Genomic DNA, 18,736 nt, shown 5'->3' on the forward strand with positions numbered 1-18,736 from the left:
CTCCAATTTTTTTATATTGTATTTTAATGGATAATCCGTTAAAATAAATGTACGTACAAATTATAGGTGGAGAGATTAAGCGATGAATTTACCGAAATACCAGCAAATAGCTGAAGTTTTAAGAGAAGAAATAATAAAGGGAACTTATGCCGTTGGCAATGTGATTCCTACCGAAGCCAAATTACAGGAACAATTTGATGTTAGTCGACATACCATTAGACAAGCACTCTCGATTTTAATCAATGAAGGTTATTTACGATCTGAAAAAGGATCAGGAACCTATGTAAAAAATCGTTTGATTGAGTCGACGAATAACAATTCAACGCGAAAAATTGGTGTCATCACTACTTATCTGTCTGATTATATTTTCCCCGATATTATTAGAGGAATTGAAGAGGTACTACGACAAAATAATTACAGCCTTGTTTTAGCAAGTACCGATAATGATATTGTCCAAGAAGAAATTTGTCTAAAACGTATGTTGGATGAGGAAGTAGCTGGCTTAATTGTCGAACCAACAAAGAGTAATTTATTCAATCCTAATATTGCTTACTATTCAAAATTTAAAGAACTGGGTATCCCCATATTGTTTATTAATGCTTATTATGAAACACTCGATTTACCGTATATTGCGATGGATGATAGAAAAGCCGCGCAAAAAGCAACTGAGTTTTGGCTTAACCAAGGAATCACGAATATTGGCTTAATTACGAAGATTGATGATTTACAAGGAAAATTAAGAATGAAAGGGTTTATTAAAGCCTTTGAAGAAAAAGGTGTTAGTTTTAGTAAAGAAGCTATTCATACTTATACAACTGAAACACTCGATGCAGCTTTGGCTAATATTGCTAACCAAGTCATAAATGATGAAACGACGACTCGAACTTTTGTTTGCTATAATGATAAGGTGGCATTAAAATTACAACAATTAGTAGAATCAAAGAGCCCTATTTTAGGAAGTAAACTCCAATTATCCAGTCACGATAATTCTATCCTTTCAGCGGTAGGCGGTTTTAGTAGTGTCCAACATATAAAAGATGAATTAGGAAGAATAGCGGCTAATAAAATCATCGAATCAATCGAAAAAAATAAAGCCATTGAGACGGAAATATTTGTAGGTGAATTAGTTGAGAGATAACAGTGATGTTATCTCTTTTTTTGTACAAACAAATAAAATTAACCATTGACATGTACGGACAAAATATTTATAATTTATATTGTAAGGGGATACATTGTTTTTAAGAGGTGATTAAATGGAAATAAAAGAAAAATTATTGCTCGGACAAACAAGTTTAGGAATTGAATTTGGTTCTACTAGAATTAAAGCCATCTTAATCGATGACCAACAAAAATTATTAGCCGATAGTTCTTATCAATGGGAAAACCAATTAGTAGATGGTTTTTGGACGTATAGTCAAGATGCCATCATTGAAGGACTACAAACTTGCTTTACCCATCTAAAAGCAGCAGTAAAAGATCAATATGGAGTAACCTTAACGAAGATTGGACAAATCGGCATTAGCGCGATGATGCATGGCTATTTACCTTTCGATGCTGAAGGAAATCTGTTAGTACCGTTTAGAACTTGGCGCAATAATAATACAACTGAAGCTGCTAAATTATTAACGGATGAATTTCATTTTAATATACCGGAACGTTGGAGCATCGCTCATTTGTATCAAGCAGTTTTGGATTCAGAACCCCATCTTTATGAATTAGATTTTATGACGACTTTAGCCGGATACATCCACTGGTTGCTTTCAGATAGAAAAGTACTAGGAGTAGGAGATGCTTCTGGGATGTTTCCAATTGATTCGACAACTCAACAGTATGATAAAGAAAAATTGATGCAGTTTGATAAATTGATTGAGAGCAAAGTATTTCCATGGCAGATTGAAACGGTATTGCCTGAAGTACTCATTGCGGGTCAAGATGCAGGGAAACTAACACAAGCGGGCGCTTTGTTGCTTGATCCAGAGGGTGATTTAGAGCCAGGAAGTCGTCTATGCCCTCCGGAAGGTGATGCAGGAACCGGCATGGTTGCGACCAATAGTGTGAGTCCGAAAACAGGTAATGTTTCAGCAGGTACTTCTATTTTTGCTATGATTGTACTCGCACAACCCTTGAGTAATATATATCCTGAGATTGATATGGTTACCACTCCAAGCGGAGATGATGTGGCAATGGTACATGCTAATAACTGTACCTCCGATATTAATGCTTGGGTAAATCTCTTCTATGAGTTTGCTCAAAAGGCGGGGAGTCCATTATCTCTTGATCAAACGTATACACTGTTATTTAATCAAGCATTAGAAGGTGACCCAAACTGTGGTCAATTATTAAACTATGGACTGTTCTCAGGAGAAAATATTATCCAAATTGAAGAAGGTCGACCATTACTAGTCCGTCAGCCTAACAGTCAATTTAACTTAGCGAATTTATTTAAATCTCAAATATTATCAGCTTTTAGTACACTGGCCATTGGGATGGAATTATTAACCCAAAATGAACAAATCGAGATTGATCAATTACTAGGTCATGGTGGTATCTTTACTACCCCTAAAGTGGCGCAAACTATTTTAGCTAATATTTTGAATATTCCCGTCACGGTTACAACAACTTCAAATGAAGGTGGTGCCTGGGGAATGGCGTTATTAGCCGATTATTTAAATCATGCTGATTTAGCTTTAAATGAGTATTTAGAAACAATTGTCTTTAAGGAAATAGAAAATGTTACCGTTCAACCTGAAGGAGAAGAAGTAAAGAACGCAAAAGCCTATTTATCAAGTTATAAATTAGGATTACCAATCGAAAAAGCAGCCATTAGTTATTTTAAATCTTGAGGAGAATAAAATGTTAGAAGAATTAAAAAGAATCGTTTATGAAGAGAATTTAGAATTACCAAAAAGAGGCTTAATTAAATATACATGGGGGAATGTTAGTCAAGCCGACCATGAGCAAAAATTATTTGTCATTAAGCCTTCAGGTGTAGATTATGATGTGATGACACCAGAGGATATGGTTGTTTGTGATTTTGATGGAAATATCGTTGAAGGAACAAATCGACCTTCTTCTGATATGTTGACACATGCCGCCTTGTATCGTCATTATCCAGATATCGGAGGAGTTGTGCATACACATTCACCTTGGGCTGTCGTTTGGTCACAAGCAGGAAAAGATGTCTTATGCTTTGGTACCACTCATGCCGATACTTTTTATGGAACAGTCCCTTGTGCTCGTTATTTAACCTCAGAAGAAGTCGAAGCAGGTTATGAAGCCAATACAGGTGAAGTGATTGTTGAGACACTTACTGAACGTAAGATTCAACCCTTGGCAGTCCCCGGTATCTTATTAAAAGGGCATGGACCTTTTACATGGGGCAAAGATGCCAAAGATGCTGTGATGCATGCGGTTGTTTTAGAGGAAGTTTGTAAAATGAACTTTTATTCAATGCAATTGAATCCTGAAACGCCAGAATTACCGGATTATATATTGGAAAAACATTATCAAAGAAAGCATGGAAAAGATGCCTACTATGGGCAAAATTAATGAAAGAGGGATGTAGATGTTAGAAGTATCAAATAAACAATTTTGGTTAGTAGTAGGGTCACAACATTTATATGGACCAGAAGCATTAGAAGAGGTAAGAAAAGATGCTCGTACCATTGTTGACCACTTAAATAAAGAAGGAAATTTACCTTATCCTGTGGTGTTTCAAGAAGAATTAGCGGTGTCTGCTGATGTTATTACAAAATTAATGAAAGAAATTAATTATCGTGATGAAGTAGCTGGTGTTATTACATGGATGCATACTTTCTCACCAGCGAAAATGTGGATACGTGGAACTAAATTATTACAAAAACCATTGTTACATTTAGCCACTCAATTTAATGAATCAATTCCATGGTCCACTATTGATATGGATTTTATGAATCTCAATCAGTCTGCCCATGGCGATCGCGAGTATGGTTTTATTAATGCTCGTTTGCAAAAAAATAATGAAATCGTAGTCGGATATTGGAAAAATACAGATGTTCAACAAAAAATTGCCCGTTGGATGGATTTAGCAGTAGCTTATGGTGAAAGTTTTAATTTAAAAGTGGCTCGTTTTGGTGATAACATGCGTAATGTTGGGGTAACTGAAGGAGATAAAGTGGAAGCCCAAATTCAATTAGGCTGGACTGTCGATTATTATGGAATTGGGGATTTGGTTGCCGTGGTGGAGAAGGTGACTGATGAAGAAGTCGATCAATTATTTGCTGAATATGAAAAGCTCTATGATTTTGATTATGCTGACTACGAAAAAGAGGTCTGGGAAAAACATGTTAAGACCCAAGCGCGTTATGAAATTGCCTTAAAACATTTCTTAGATGAAGGTGGTTATACAGCATTTACTAGTAATTTTGAAGATCTATGGGGAATGGAACAATTACCAGGCTTAGCGGTTCAACGCTTAATGGCTCAAGGGTATGGTTTTGCAGGAGAAGGCGATTGGAAAACTGCCGCTTTAGATCGTTTCATGAAAGTAATGTCTCACAATACAGCTACAGGCTTCATGGAAGATTATACCTATGAATTAGCCGAAGGGAAGGAAGCCATTTTACAATCTCATATGCTAGAAGTCGATCCAAGCTTAGCGGTCAACAAGCCAAAAATATTAGTCGCACCGCTTGGCATTGGTGGGAAAGATGATCCGGCCAGACTTGTATTTGACGGTAAAGCTGGTGACGGAGTTGTAGCTTCAATTGCCGATTTTGGGACACACTATAAATTATTAATCAATGAAGTTAAAGCCTTTACACCGGAAGAACCGGCACCTAAATTACCCGTCGCACGTGTGATGTGGGAAGTATTACCAAGCTTTAAGGAAGGTGTACACGCTTGGATTGAAGCAGGTGGAGGCCACCATACCGTTGTTTCATTAGCTTTAACAACAGATCAATTAGTTGCATGGGCTAAGTTAGTTGGCTTGGAGTATGTGGTGATAAGATAGGACATTTAATAGGGAGTAATAACTAATTGAGAATAGTTATTACTCCCTATTCTACTTATAGAAAATAAAGGAGAATTGTATGAAGACCGATTTTATAAAAACACCACCAATGGGATGGAATAGTTGGGATTGTTATGGAGCTTCTGTTACAGAAGAGGAGGTAAGGGAAAACGCAAAGTTCATGTCTGAAAATTTAAAATCTCATGGATGGGAGTACGTTGTAGTTGATATTCAATGGAGTGAGCCGGAAGCACAATCAACTCTTTATAATAACTTTTATCCGCTATGTATGGATAAATACTCGAGGTTAATACCAGCTGAAAATCGTTTTCCAAGTAGTCGAAATGGAAAAGGTTTTAAAGAATTAGCAGACTATGTTCATTCTTTAGGCTTAAAGTTTGGAATTCATATCATGAGAGGAATTCCTAGACAAGCAGTACATCGAAATACTTTGATTAAAGGAACAATAAAAACCGCAAGAGATATAGCGTTAAATAATATTTGTCCATGGAATAGCGATATGTATGGCGTAAATGTTGATTTAATTGAAGGACAATTATATTATGATTCATTATTTGAATTATACGCTGAGTGGGGAGTTGATTTTGTAAAAGTGGATGATATTGCTTATTCTAAACTTTACCATGAGGCACATAAAAAAGAAGTTATCGCAATTAGAAAATCGATTGAAAAAAGCGGACGAAACATGGTTTTATCTTTATCTCCTGGACCAGCACAACTTTCAGATGCAGAGTTTTTTGTTAAAAATGCTCATATGTGGCGTATGACAGATGATTTATGGGATAAATGGGAATCGATTTATCATATGTTTGAGAAAGCAAGAATATGGAGTAAATATGTAAGTATTGGTTCTTATCCTGATTGTGATATGTTACCACTTGGGCATATTGGAATTAGGGCTGTTGATGGAGGAGGTGGTGATAATTGGACTCGTTTAACAAAGGACGAGCAATACGTCATGATGAGTTTATGGAGTATATTTGGTTCCCCGTTAATGTTCGGAGGCATCTTGCCTGATATAGATGAATTTACTTACTCACTTATCACCAATGAAGAAGTTTTGGAGATGCATCGGACAGTTTTAAAGAGAAAAGAGATTTACTGTCAAGATGAATTAATTGTCTGGGAAGCTCTATCTGAAAAGAATAAATATTATGGAATTTTTAATCTTTCCGAAAAATCAAGAAAGATTCCAACTAAAATCGTAGAATTAGTAGGAGTTAGTAAAGGTTATGATATTTGGAAGCAAAAACATCTTTCATTTAGTGGTTATAGACTAAATCAACACAGTGTATTATTGGTAAAACTATAAAACAGGAGGAAAAAAGATGTTAAAAGAAGTTGATATAAAAAACATTGAAATAATGGATTCGTTTTGGAAAAATATGCAAGAAAAAGTCAAATCCATAACATTACCTTATCAGTTTGAGGTGTTAAATGATAGTGTAAAAGTGAATGTAGAAGCTGAAAGAAAAGATGAAAACTTACCGTCAGGAAAAAGTCATGCAATTAAAAATTTACTTATTACTGCTGGACTTGTTGATGGTGATCATTTTGGATGGGTTTTTCAAGATACTGATGTTTATAAATGGATTGAGTCCGTTTCTTATTTTTTAATGATGAAACGTGATAAGGAACTAGAGAACAAGGTGGACTTAATAGTTGACATTATTGAAAAGGCTCAAGAGAAGGATGGCTATATCAATACCTATTATCAATGTAGATCCCCACATTTGAGGTATCGTGAATTATATCGAAGTCACGAGCTATACTGCGCTGGTCATTTGATTGAAGCGGCGATTGCCTATGATCAAGCAACAAATAAAAATAAACTGTTAAAAATTGCGATTAAGTTTGCTGAAAATATAAAAAGGAATTTTGGAAGAGAATCAGAACAATTACAAATCGCAGATGGACATCAGGAAATAGAAATAGCTTTGGTAAAACTTTATGAATATACTTCTGATGAATCTTATTTAGAATTGGCTAAATTTTTTATTGACATTAGAGGAGAAAATATAAATGCTTTTCAGGAAGAAGTTAATCGTCTGTATGAGGAAAATCTGTCTAACGATAAACCAAAAATTAATGTGTTTTATCATCAAGCACATAAAAAGCCTGAAAATCAAACAGAAGCAGTTGGTCATGCCGTAAGATTGTTATATATGACAATTGCAATGGCAAAAATTGTACAAAATGATATGAGCGCACCTTTGTATGATGCTTGCTTGGTGCTTTGGAAGAATATTGTTAAGTATAAGATGTATATAACAGGTGGGGTTGGATCGACCGTTCACGGCGAAGCATTCACAGGAAAGTATGATTTACCCAATGATACAATGTATTGTGAAACGTGTGCTTCGATTGCCTTGATAAATTTTGCATTAGAATTATTTAAACTAAATCCAAAAACTGAATATTTAGAAGTTATTGAAAAAACTTTATACAATACAATTATTGCAAGTATCAGCACTGACGGGAAACATTTTTTTTATGTTAACCCTTTAGAAGTGGAACCTGTTTCTTGCCATTATAATCCTAGTAAAGGTCACGTAAAGTTAAAGAGACCAGATTGGCTTGGATGTGCTTGTTGTCCACCTAATTTTACGAGAACAATAGGTGCTTTAGGTAAATTTATAGCTTCCTACTCGGATGATATTAATTACCTTAATTTATTAATACCATCAAAAATTAAGTATTTTAACGGAGACTTAGAGCTAAAAAAGAAAGCCGAACATCCAAAATACTACCTAAAATTTAATGGTAAAAATACTGTAGTTAAAGTGTATTTACCTAATTGGCTACATAAATTAAAAGTGGAAGTTATACAAGGAAACTATTTAGGGATAGACAATGGTTTTATGGTTTTTGAAACAAAGGAAGGCACCATTGAGGTTAATTTTGATGGTAAAGAAGAAATTATTGCGAATGTCGCCAATCCATACGTAGTAGCTGATGCGCATAAAGTTGCTATTCAGAAAGGACCGTTCATTTACTGTGCTGAGGAAATAGATAATGAAAAAAGTTTACATCGCTATCTGATTGAATTATCTAAAATTGAGGAAGCAAGTGAACAAGAACAAAGTGAGTATAAAAAAATATGTCTAAATGCTAAAAAACTAAAGATTTGGCAGTGTGAAGAGTTGTATCAATATCTTTCTGTAGCACCAGAATATGAGGATGCCAAGCTTACAATGATACCTTATTTTCTATGGGGAAATCGCAATGAAAATGAAATGAGAATTTGGTTCAATTATTTATAGCTTGGAATATTAAAATTAAGCTGTAAAAATTTAATTGTGTGGTCTTCTCAAGATAATATGCCTTTCTAATGAGGGGATTCACACAAAAGGATTAACAAAATTTTATATCATCAATTGAAACAGAGTTGGTTCTCTTAGGGTAAAAAATTTAACTTGATTTATAAATTTTCATTGTGTCTCATTTTGAGACACAATACAATTCTTTGTTGAGTGTTGTTTTTATTTTCAGAAAATTTCGAAAAATGACTGGACAAACTTGATAAATTCTTAATAACTAGGCAAAATGTGTATTAAAATAAGACATGGTCTTGTGAATGAAAATTATCAAAAATAAAAGGACTAATATAGTGTGCGTTTAAATTAAATTCTCCACCACTTAGGATAATATGCAAAAAATTTGAAATAAAGAAGCATTCGATGATAAAAAATCGAATGCTTCTTTATTTGTTCCTTATTATTTTAACTCCTATATACTTTTTTAATTAATACTGATTATAAAATATTACAGAATATTTTAGCTAGTATAAGTTTTAAAAATTATGTCTTGTGGATGATTACCAAATTTACTTCCAAATAAAGTACATCCTCCAACGTTTTGCGCATCTTCTTTTACTTCTATACGAAATTTCCAAATTTGAGAATCTACAGAGAAATTTTGAGTAGTTATGTCAGATAACGGATCGCCATCAATATATGTTCCGTGGGATGTAATTCTAATGGTTTTTAATAGTCCATATTGGTTTAAATTATCTGGGTACCATTCTGGAGTATACACTCCTCTTGTATCTGCAAAATCACCTGGACTCGTCCAAGTGCCGATTTCGACATCATTTAATGAAAAAGTAATATCTGATGGCCAATTATCGTTAGCAAAAGGAAATTCAGATGATATTTCTAATGTAATATCAATCATTTCAAGATTATTTGAAACTTGAATGAGATTTGGTATTTGATATTCAATATAACCTTGAGTGAACCACAGAATTTGTGCATCAATTCTTTCTGGAAGCATAAAATATTTAGGGTCATCGACATTTCCAATAAAATGCGTATCTGAAGCAAGACCACAAGTAGGTTTAATACTAAAATCAGTATAGTGTCCGATAGGAATTGAAATAAAATCAACATCAAATGCAGAAAAAATTTTTTTAGGAAAATTGATTTCTATTTTATCAACAGCCAAAGAAGAAATTTTTTGTTGACCAACTTTTTCAGTTTTAATTATTTTGGCACTTTCTAATTTATTTATATGTGAAGTAATGATTGCACTACTAAGAGATAACGCTTTTGCAATTTCTTTAATGTTTAATTTTTTTTGAGATAATAATTGAATAATATCTAGTCTAACTTTACTGGATAGTGCTTCATAAACTACAAGAGAATCTTCATCTATAAATGTTTGCATTATAAAAAACCTCACTCTCAATTAATACTATAGTAAATAATAACATAAAAAAAGTGGAATTACAACATTATAATTAACATAAAAGTTAATTAAGTAAAAAAATAATGAAAATAATTAATAAAAGTGTTGACAAAAATTTGCGCACAGTTATAATGGAATTATAGTAATGTAAGCGTTTAAAAAATAGGAGGTTAATAAAATGAGGTTAAAAAAATTAGGCTTATTGGGACTAGTTAGTTTTGCTTTTCTTTCAGGTTGCGGGGTATCAAACAATTCCACGAATAATGAATCGGCTACATCAAAAAAAGAAGAAGCGTCATCATTAACTTTTATGTTTAGAGGTGGTGAAGATGAGAAGAAAGCTTATGAAGCAGCGATTAAAAAGTTTGAGGAAAACGAAAATGTTTCTGTAGAAATTATCGCAACTGATGCAGATCAATATGCAACAAAATTGCAAGCTGCAATTTCGGGAGGGAACGTCCCAGATGTATTTTATATCGAGCAGTCTAACCTAATGGCTTATGTCGATAATGGTGTATTACTAGATATCACTAAATATATTGAGGAATCAGATTTTGACTTGGATAATATTTGGGAATATGGTTCTGAAAGTTATCGTTATGATGGTGAACAAGTTGGAACCGGCCCTTTATATGGTTTACCTAAAGATTTAGGGCCATTTGCATTAGGATACAACAAAGATATGTTTGAAAAGGCCGGAGTAGAGTTACCTGATCCTGATAAACCGTATAGTTGGGATGAGTTTTTAGAAGTTTCGAAAGCATTAACATTGGATACAAATGGCGATGGTCAATTGGATCAATGGGGGACTGGGTTTAATATAAATTGGAGCTTACAAGCATTTGTTTGGAGTAACGGTGCAGACTTTATTAATGACTCAATGGATAAAGTTACTGTTGATACACCTGAATTTGCTGAGGCATTACAATATTTAGCAGATTTACAAAATGTTCATGAAGTTACTCCATCTATTTCAGATGCACAGACTTTAGATACTTATCAACGATGGATGAATGGTGAAATTGCGTTCTTTCCGGTAGGACCTTGGGATATGAGTACTTATGATAAATTACCATTCGAGTATGATTTAATGCCTTGGCCAGCAGGTAAAACTGGACAAAGCGCAACTTGGATTGGATCACTTGGAATAGGAGTATCTTCGAAAACTCAAGCTCCTGAGAAAGCTGCAAAACTAGTTGAGTATTTAAGTGCTTCTGTAGAAGGACAACAACAATTGGTTGATGCAAAAATTCAAATTCCTAACTTAATTGATATGGCGAATGAATGGGCTTCAGATACTGAATCTAAACCATCTAACAAGCAAGAATTTTTGGATGTTGTTGAGGAATACGGTAGAGCTATGCCAGCAGCAAGAACTTACAATGCTGAGTGGTATGATGAATTCTTTATTAATATTCAAGCTGTTTTAGATGGTGATCAGACTGCTGCAGAATATGTTGCTGAAGTACAACCAAGAATGCAACAGAAGTTAGATGCAGCAAATACGAATAGATAGTAGGTTGTATTGATAATGTAAAAAAGAAGTGGGTATTTATTAACAGATTTATAAACTCACTTCTTTTTTTATAAAAAGGAGTGTATTTTTATGGAAATAAAAAACCGGAAAGGAAATCTTCATAGCAAAGAATATAAAGTGGCATTTCTATTTGTTCTGGCACCGACGATAGGGTTCGTATTATTCTCATTAATTCCTTTAATTTATTCAGTTTATGCTTCATTTACAGATTGGAATGGATTGGGAAGAATGAATTTTATTGGAATAGATAATTTTGTTCAAATGTTTAATGATCCATACTTTTTTCAAACACTATATAATACTTTCTATTTAATGATTGGAATACCTATTGGGTTACTTTTATCTTTTGCTTTGGCTTCAGCTTTGAGTAGAGGCATTAAAGGCACATCGATTTTTAGAACTATTTATTATATACCGGTGATATCTTCTTTAGCAGCTGTGTCAATTTTATGGCAATGGGCTTATAATGGAGATTTTGGACTTATAAATCAAGTGTTGAATATTTTTGGAATTGAGGGACCTAATTGGCTCCAAAACACTGCTACTGTTAAACCAGCAATAATCATTATGACAATTTGGAAAGGTTTAGGATATTCCATGTTATTATATTTGGCTGCTATCCAAAGTGTTCCTAAAACTTTTTATGAGGCCGCTGAATTAGATGGTGCATCTTCATTTCATAAATTTAGATTTATAACTTGGCCAATGGTCAAACCAGTTACTTTCTTTTTAGTAGTAACTAACATAATTGGTGGTTCACAAATTTTTACTGAAATTAATATTATGACACCAACAGGTGGACCAAGATATGGATCTGCAACAATTGTTTGGTATATTTGGCAAAAAGCTTTTAAAAATTGGCAAATGGGTTATGCAAGTAGTATGGCTTTAGTCCTTGCTTTTATTGTTTTTGTAGTTACCGCCCTACAATTTTATATTAATAATAAAAAATCTTATCAAATTGATTAGGAGCGTATAATGATGAAAAAGAAAAATATTACAAATATTCTTATAGTACTTATTCTTTCTATAGGTGCAATTATTATGGTGGGACCTTTATTATGGATGATTTCAACATCATTAAAAAATAAAGAAGGTGTATTTCAATTACCACCACAATGGATTCCAGATCCAATAACTGTTGATGCATATAAAAGATTGATTGAGTTAGACACATTATTTGATGGAGTAAAAAACACAATAATTGTTTCGCTTAGTGTCACAATTATTGGAACATTAACATCTAGTATGGCTGCTTTTTCATTCGCGAAGTTAAAACTACCGTATAAAAATGTCTTGTTCCTAATTTTGTTATCTGCAATTATGGTTCCGTATCCAGCTGTTATGATTCCACAATTTATGATGTTTTCAAAAATTGGATGGATAGATTCTTTACTACCATTAATAGTGCCAGGTCTTTTTGGGAATATTACAATGATATTCTTTTTAAGACAGTATTTATCAAATATACCTGATTCAATTGTAGAAGCGGCTAAAATTGATGGGGCAAGTTATTTAACAATATTTTCAAAATTAATATTCCCATTAATTAAACCAGCAGTAGCTGCTCAGTTTATTTTATGGTTTATGGGAGTTTGGAATGATTACTTGGCACCATTAATTTATTTGAATACACCGAGAAAACAAACTTTACAAGTGGTTATTGCTAATTTGAATGCAGCATATGCTATTCAAACAGACTATCCGTTAATTATGGCTGCTTCAGTAATTTCACTCATTCCAGTTTTAGTAGTATTTATTGTTTTCCAAAAACAAATTATTGAATCCATTGCAATTTCAGGAGTGAAAGGTTAGTAATATGAGTGTAAAAATAATGCTTTATTTAAGAAGAATAACTAATGGTATTTTACTTAGTATTTTATTTTGGATCGGCTTAGTTTTAGGATTGTTCATCTTCGGTTTATTGCCGTCTATATCAGCTGTTTTAAGAACCGCACCAATAGTGAAAGATGAAATAGAGTATTCTAAGATCATTAAATGCTTTATAAAACATTATATTTTATCGATTAGACAATCATGGCTTGATTCAACCGTTATATCATTATTGCTAATCATATTATTGAGCGAATATAAAATGGTCGATGAAATACCTATATTATTTGCCATCTTTAAACTACCATTAGGTTTTTTAATTATTTATTTCATTAGTATGATATTGAACTATTCAATACTCCATATGTCAGAAAAATTTAGTAAGAAAAAATTATTAATTAAAACTTTATTTTCACCATTGATAACATTGATGGAAACGACAATTATGTTTTTGTTTTTTATACTTTATTATTTATTAATAAACGTAAATTCATTAATTGTATTGTTAACAATAAGTTTCTTTATAGTATTTATGGGGAAACTCTTATCTAGAAAATTAATATTGAAAGGAATTATAAATGAAGAAACGGTGCTTATTTAGTTTTTATGTTGTATTAGTCGTTTTTTGTGTTTTTATTCCGATGCAAATCGCTGCAGAAAATCCAAAATATAAAGATGCTTCTGTACATGATCCATCAATTATTGAAGTGGATAATCATTATTATATTATTGGTTCTCATGCTGCTTTTGCGAAAAGCTCGGATTTAATTTCGTGGACTCAAATTTCCACTAATGTCAATAATAGTAAATTGTTTGAAAATATAAAGGAACAATTAGCTGAAGATTTTGAATTTGCCAAAACTGATACATTATGGGCATCCGATATTATTCAATTAAAAAATGGTAAATATTACCTTTACTATTGTTTATGTGAAGGTAGTAGTCCTTTATCAGTTTTAGGTGTTGCAGTGTCAGATAACATAGAAGGACCTTACGAGAAAATTGAGTCATTCCTTTATTCTGGAACAGAAACACAGTTTGGACAAACTTATGATGCAACAAAGCATCCTAATGTTATTGATCCACATGTATTTTATGATAATGATGGAAAATTATGGATGGTTTACGGATCATATTCCGGTGGGATTTTTATCTTAGAAATGGATGAGGATACGGGACTTCCAATTGATCGCAATACTTATGGAACTCATTTAGGTGGTGGAAATCATAGCCGAATTGAAGGGCCTTATATTCAATATAACAAGGATACAGGCTATTATTATTTATTTACTTCTTTTGGAGGACTTGATACTAAAGGCGGCTATAATATTAGAGTTGCACGTTCTAAAAATCCAGATGGACCTTATGAGGATATGGAAGGGACACTGTTCTCTGATGTTAAAGGAAAGTATAATACGTTATTCGATGATGCGAGTATTCAAGATTTTGGTGTCAAAATAATTGGTAATTTTGCTTTTGATGAGAAGCCAAATAAGAATAATGGGTATGTATCACCGGGTCATAATTCGACACTATATCATAAAGATTTAAATGCTTACTTTTTGATTTTTCACACCAGATTTCCACAAGCTGGTGAATTACATGAGGTTCGTGTTCACCAGTTACATTTTTTAAGTAATGGATGGCCAGTAGTTTCACCAACGAGATACTCTGGTAAACTAGCAGAATCAATAGATGCTAAATTATTAAATGGAAAATATAAAGCGATAATAATGGATAAGTTAATCGTGGATAATATTACTCTACCAAAACATATAGAAATTGATAATGAAATAATTAATGGAGATGTTGAGGGTGAGATTATTAAACGAGAGGGAAATGAGGTAAATATTACATTAGAAAATGGTAAAGAATATTCTGGTCTTGTATTTGCAGAATGGGATGATTTACAGCAAAAAGAAGTAATAAATTTTTCAGGTCTATCTCAAGAAGGAGAACCTATTTATTTAATTAAAGTAGAGGAGTAACCAGTATGACAAACAAATATAATAATCCAATTGTAATAGAGAGAGCGGACCCGTGGGTGTATAAGCATTTTAATGGGATGTATTATTTTACAGGTTCTGTACCAGACTTTCAGTCCATTGAAATTAGAAGAGCAAAATCAATCAATGAATTAGGTAAGACAGAAGAAGTAAAAACAATTTGGAAAGCGCATGAAAGTGGAAAGTTAAGTGAATTAATTTGGGCGCCAGAATTACATTATTTAAAAGGAGCTTGGTATATTTATTTTGCAGCTTCGGATGACGCGGAAATAAGAAATAAAGATAGACATCATCGAATGTTTGTATTGGAAAATACCAATGATGATCCTTTCGAGGGAGAGTGGGTAGAAAAAGGTCAGATTACAACTCAATTTGAAAGTTTCAGCATCGATGCGACAGTATTTGAATTAAAAGAACGTTTATATTATGTCTGGGCTCAACAAGATCCACGTATTCCTGGAAATTCAAATCTCTATATTTCAGAAATGGAAAATCCTTGGACTTTAAAAGGGTATCAAACATTACTATCGATTCCAGAGTATCCATGGGAAAAAATTGGATTTAAAGTAAATGAAGGCGCTGCCGCTTTAATTAGAAATGATAAAGTATTTATTACTTATTCTGCTAGCGCAACTGACGAAAACTATGCGATGGGATTACTGTGGGCGAATATTGATGATGATTTACTCAATGGTTTTTCATGGAATAAAGAAAAAGAACCTGTTTTCAAATCATCAGAAAAAAACCAGTTGTTTGGCCCAGGGCATAACTCTTTTACTAAGTCCGAAGATGGCAAACAAGATGTTTTAATTTATCATGCAAGACCCGCTAAAAACGATACTGGCGATCCTTTAAATAATCCTAATCGACATGCCCATGCCCAAATATTTACTTGGAATGAAAAAGGATTTCCTGTTTTTGGTGAACCAGGAGAGTAGCGATGTATTGTAACTACGAAGGAGGAGTTCATGACCCAACGATTATTGACCATCAAGGTGATTTTTACTTATTTTCAACAGATACAAATCAACCATTGACCGCTGGGATACCTATTAGAAAATCAAAAGATTTGGTAAATTGGAAGTTTATTGGGACTGTTTTTAATGGTGTTCCTACGGAAGCAAAACAGTGGAGTAATGCTCAAGGTCTATGGGCTCCTGAAGTAATCAAATATAACAATATCTTTAGATTATATTATTCCGCTTCTACTTTTGGAAGTACTGTGTCAATGATTGGTTTGGCAGAATCTAATTCGCCTGAAGGACCATGGCGTGATAAAGGCGAAGTAATTAAAACATCACCTCAATTATCACAGCATAACGCTATCGATGCTAATGTTGTATTAGATAAAAATCAAGAGATGTGGATAGTATATGGATCTTTTTTTGGAGGTATTTACATTGCACCACTCAATAAAGAAACTGGAAAATTAAAGGATAATAGTTTTGGAACATTAATTGCGCGAAGACCTAAAAGTGTAGACACAGCAATTGAAGGAGCTTTTATCCTATATAATGAATGTTTTGATTATTATTATTTGTTCGCCTCATTTGATTCGTTAAATGATACTTACAATATAAGAGTGGGGCGTTCTAAAAATATTAAAGGACCGTATGTGGACTTGTTAGGTAATAAGATGGTACAAGATGAAACCCCTGAAAAAGTAGGAGTTAAACTTTTAGGAAGTTATCAATTCCAAAATGAGAACGCTATATTTGCTCCGGGGCACAATTCAATTCTCTCATTTGAAAATACGTATTATCTAGTTCATCACGCTCGATTACAACCTTTTTCGGATCAGTTTATTTTGAATATTCGTAAAATCTACTGGTTATCAAATGGTTGGCCAGTAGTAAGTATAAAAAATATTACTGGTTTCGAAGAACGACCAATTACAGATTCGAAAAAAATTGTTGGAAATTGGAATATGATTGAATTGAATTATGGCTCTGAAATTGTGACTAGTACTAATATAGAGATTACTCAAGATGAGTTGATACAAATAAGAAATAATGAATACAAGTATGGTAGTAAAATCTTTAAAGTTTTTAGTTTGAATGGCAGTCACCAAGAAATCATATTATCTGGTTTAAATAAAAATGGCTTAGCCTTTTTTGGAAAGAAATCATTTATTGAGAGGTATAGTATATGAAAGCTAAATTGAAAATTTCGAATAAGAGAGTAGTTTCAAAAATTGATGAACGTATTTATGGCTCATTCATTGAACACATGGGTAGGGCTGTATATGGAGGAATCTATCAACCTAGTCACAAAACGGCAGATGATAAAGGTTTTAGAAATGATGTGAAAGACTTAGTAAAAGAACTAAATATCCCTTTAGTTCGTTATCCAGGTGGAAATTTTGTATCCGGATATAAATGGGAAGATGGAATAGGACCAGTAAGCCAAAGACCCAAACGATTAGACCAAGCGTGGAAAAGTGTGGAAACTAATGAGGTTGGTCTACATGAATTTTATGAATGGTCAAAAGAAGTTGGTATGGAGATTAATATGGCGGTCAATTTAGGCACTCGTGGAATTGAAGAAGCTCGAAATTTATTAGAATATTGTAATCATCCGTCTGGGACTTACTGGAGTAATCTGAGAATTGAGAACGGTCAACAAAAGCCCTTTAATATTAAAACTTGGTGCTTAGGAAATGAGATGGATGGCCCATGGCAAATTGGCCATAAAACAGCAGATGAATATGGTAGATTAGCAGAGGAAACTGCCAAAGTCATGAAATTGGTTGATGACTCAATTGAATTGGTATTATGTGGGAGTTCAAGTGATCAAATGCCCACCTTTGGTGAATGGGAATTGACAGTATTAGATCATGCTTATGAGCATGTCGATTATTTATCTTTACATCAATATTATGGTAATCACGAAAATGATTTAGAGCACTACTTAGCAAGATCATTAGCAATGGATGAATTTATAAAAGGTGTTATTGCTATGTGTGATGCGATTAAGGCAAAGAAACGTAGTAAGAAGGTAATTAATTTATCATTTGATGAATGGAATGTTTGGTATCACTCTAATGAACAAGATAAAAATGTGGAACCTTGGCAAATTGCTCCTCCAATTTTGGAAGACCATTATAATTTTGAAGATGCGCTTTTAATTGGTTGTTTGATGATTACATTATTAAAACATTCAGATAGAGTAAAAATTGCCTGTTTAGCACAATTAGTAAATGTTATTGCCCCTATATCTACAGAACAAGATGATGAATCATTAGCATGGAAGCAAACAATATTTTATCCTTTTATGCATATGTCAAATTATGGTCGTGGAATAGCATTAGACCCTGAAGTTGAAAGCCCAACTTACGCAACTAAAGACTTTAATGAAGTACCATTTGTTGAAAGTATTGCTGTGTATAATGAAGAAGAATCGATTGTAACGATTTTTGCAGTCAATCGTTCGAAAGAATCGTTGGATTTTAAAGTAGAATTATCAGGATACGAAGTAATGGAGATTAGAGAAACGATTGAGATGGCTGGCTATGATATTAAAGCAGATAATGATGTAAATAATCAGGTTGTAAAACCATCGGTGAAAGAGAATGTGTCGTTTAATTCATCGGATGTTTTAACTAGTTTAAGTGGTTTGTCTTGGAATGTTATAAGATGCTTAGTTAAGGAGTAAAGG

15 protein-coding genes are annotated in these 18,736 nt (G+C 33.1%); 14 read left to right on the top strand and 1 reads right to left on the bottom strand.

The genetic code is table 11. The features are described 5' to 3' along the window. Positions 1-82 precede the first annotated feature (82 nt). From B5D12_RS01430 to B5D12_RS01455, 6 genes are all read left to right on the top strand, one after another. Positions 83-1,138: a GntR family transcriptional regulator gene (locus tag B5D12_RS01430; protein ID WP_078755151.1), complete on the top strand. Its 1,056-nt coding sequence runs from the start codon at positions 83-85 to the stop codon at positions 1,136-1,138. 115 nt (positions 1,139-1,253) lie between these two features. Continuing rightward, positions 1,254-2,843: a xylulokinase gene (locus tag B5D12_RS01435; RefSeq protein WP_078755152.1), complete on the top strand. Its 1,590-nt coding sequence runs from the start codon at positions 1,254-1,256 to the stop codon at positions 2,841-2,843. Positions 2,844-2,853: 10 nt separating this feature from the next. After that, complete coding sequence (locus B5D12_RS01440) at positions 2,854-3,549, top strand: L-ribulose-5-phosphate 4-epimerase (RefSeq protein WP_078755153.1); 696 nt, start codon at positions 2,854-2,856, stop codon at positions 3,547-3,549. A 16-nt stretch (positions 3,550-3,565) separates the two neighbouring features. Then, positions 3,566-4,993 carry an L-arabinose isomerase gene (araA, locus tag B5D12_RS01445; RefSeq protein ID WP_078755154.1) on the top strand — a complete coding sequence of 476 codons (1,428 nt, stop codon included), beginning with the start codon at positions 3,566-3,568 and terminating at the stop codon, positions 4,991-4,993. Between the two features lie 79 nt (positions 4,994-5,072). Beyond that, entirely contained in the window at positions 5,073-6,326 is a 1,254-nt protein-coding gene (locus B5D12_RS01450; RefSeq protein ID WP_234982884.1) for a glycoside hydrolase family 27 protein, read from the top strand. A gap of 16 nt (positions 6,327-6,342) precedes the next feature. Beyond that, a complete protein-coding gene (locus B5D12_RS01455) occupies positions 6,343-8,277 on the top strand; it encodes a glycoside hydrolase family 127 protein (protein WP_078755155.1) in 1,935 nt (644 codons plus the stop codon). A 514-nt stretch (positions 8,278-8,791) separates the two neighbouring features. Here B5D12_RS01455 and B5D12_RS01460 read toward each other — a convergent pair. Continuing rightward, a complete protein-coding gene (locus tag B5D12_RS01460; protein WP_078755156.1) occupies positions 8,792-9,682 on the bottom strand; it encodes an ArsR/SmtB family transcription factor in 891 nt (296 codons plus the stop codon). Between the two features lie 199 nt (positions 9,683-9,881). Here B5D12_RS01460 and B5D12_RS01465 point away from each other — a divergent pair, with 199 nt between their 5' ends. The 8 genes from B5D12_RS01465 (at position 9,882) to arfA (ending at position 18,733) form a co-directional block, all read left to right on the top strand. Continuing rightward, complete coding sequence (locus B5D12_RS01465; RefSeq protein WP_078755157.1) at positions 9,882-11,219, top strand: ABC transporter substrate-binding protein; 1,338 nt, start codon at positions 9,882-9,884, stop codon at positions 11,217-11,219. Between the two features lie 90 nt (positions 11,220-11,309). After that, positions 11,310-12,209, top strand: coding sequence for a carbohydrate ABC transporter permease (locus B5D12_RS01470; protein ID WP_078755158.1), 900 nt, complete (start codon positions 11,310-11,312; stop codon positions 12,207-12,209). A gap of 12 nt (positions 12,210-12,221) precedes the next feature. Then, entirely contained in the window at positions 12,222-13,055 is an 834-nt protein-coding gene (locus tag B5D12_RS01475; RefSeq protein ID WP_078755159.1) for a carbohydrate ABC transporter permease, read from the top strand. A gap of 4 nt (positions 13,056-13,059) precedes the next feature. Further along, complete coding sequence (locus tag B5D12_RS01480; RefSeq protein WP_078755160.1) at positions 13,060-13,674, top strand: YesL family protein; 615 nt, start codon at positions 13,060-13,062, stop codon at positions 13,672-13,674. Next, positions 13,652-15,061 (top strand): glycoside hydrolase family 43 protein, encoded by a 1,410-nt coding sequence (locus tag B5D12_RS01485; protein WP_078755161.1) that lies wholly within the window; start codon positions 13,652-13,654, stop codon positions 15,059-15,061. The genes B5D12_RS01480 and B5D12_RS01485 overlap by 23 nt, the downstream gene beginning before the upstream one ends. Before the next feature lie 5 nt (positions 15,062-15,066). After that, a complete protein-coding gene (locus B5D12_RS01490; RefSeq protein WP_078755162.1) occupies positions 15,067-16,017 on the top strand; it encodes a glycoside hydrolase family 43 protein in 951 nt (316 codons plus the stop codon). Between the two features lie 2 nt (positions 16,018-16,019). Continuing rightward, a complete protein-coding gene (locus B5D12_RS01495; protein WP_078755163.1) occupies positions 16,020-17,231 on the top strand; it encodes an arabinan endo-1,5-alpha-L-arabinosidase in 1,212 nt (403 codons plus the stop codon). Next, positions 17,228-18,733: an arabinosylfuranosidase ArfA gene (arfA, locus tag B5D12_RS01500; RefSeq protein ID WP_078755164.1), complete on the top strand. Its 1,506-nt coding sequence runs from the start codon at positions 17,228-17,230 to the stop codon at positions 18,731-18,733. Before B5D12_RS01495 ends, arfA begins: the two co-directional genes overlap by 4 nt. Positions 18,734-18,736: the final 3 nt, after the last annotated feature.

It is taken from the genome of Globicatella sulfidifaciens DSM 15739 (genome assembly GCF_900167405.1).
GTDB lineage: Bacteria > Bacillota > Bacilli > Lactobacillales > Aerococcaceae > Globicatella > Globicatella sulfidifaciens.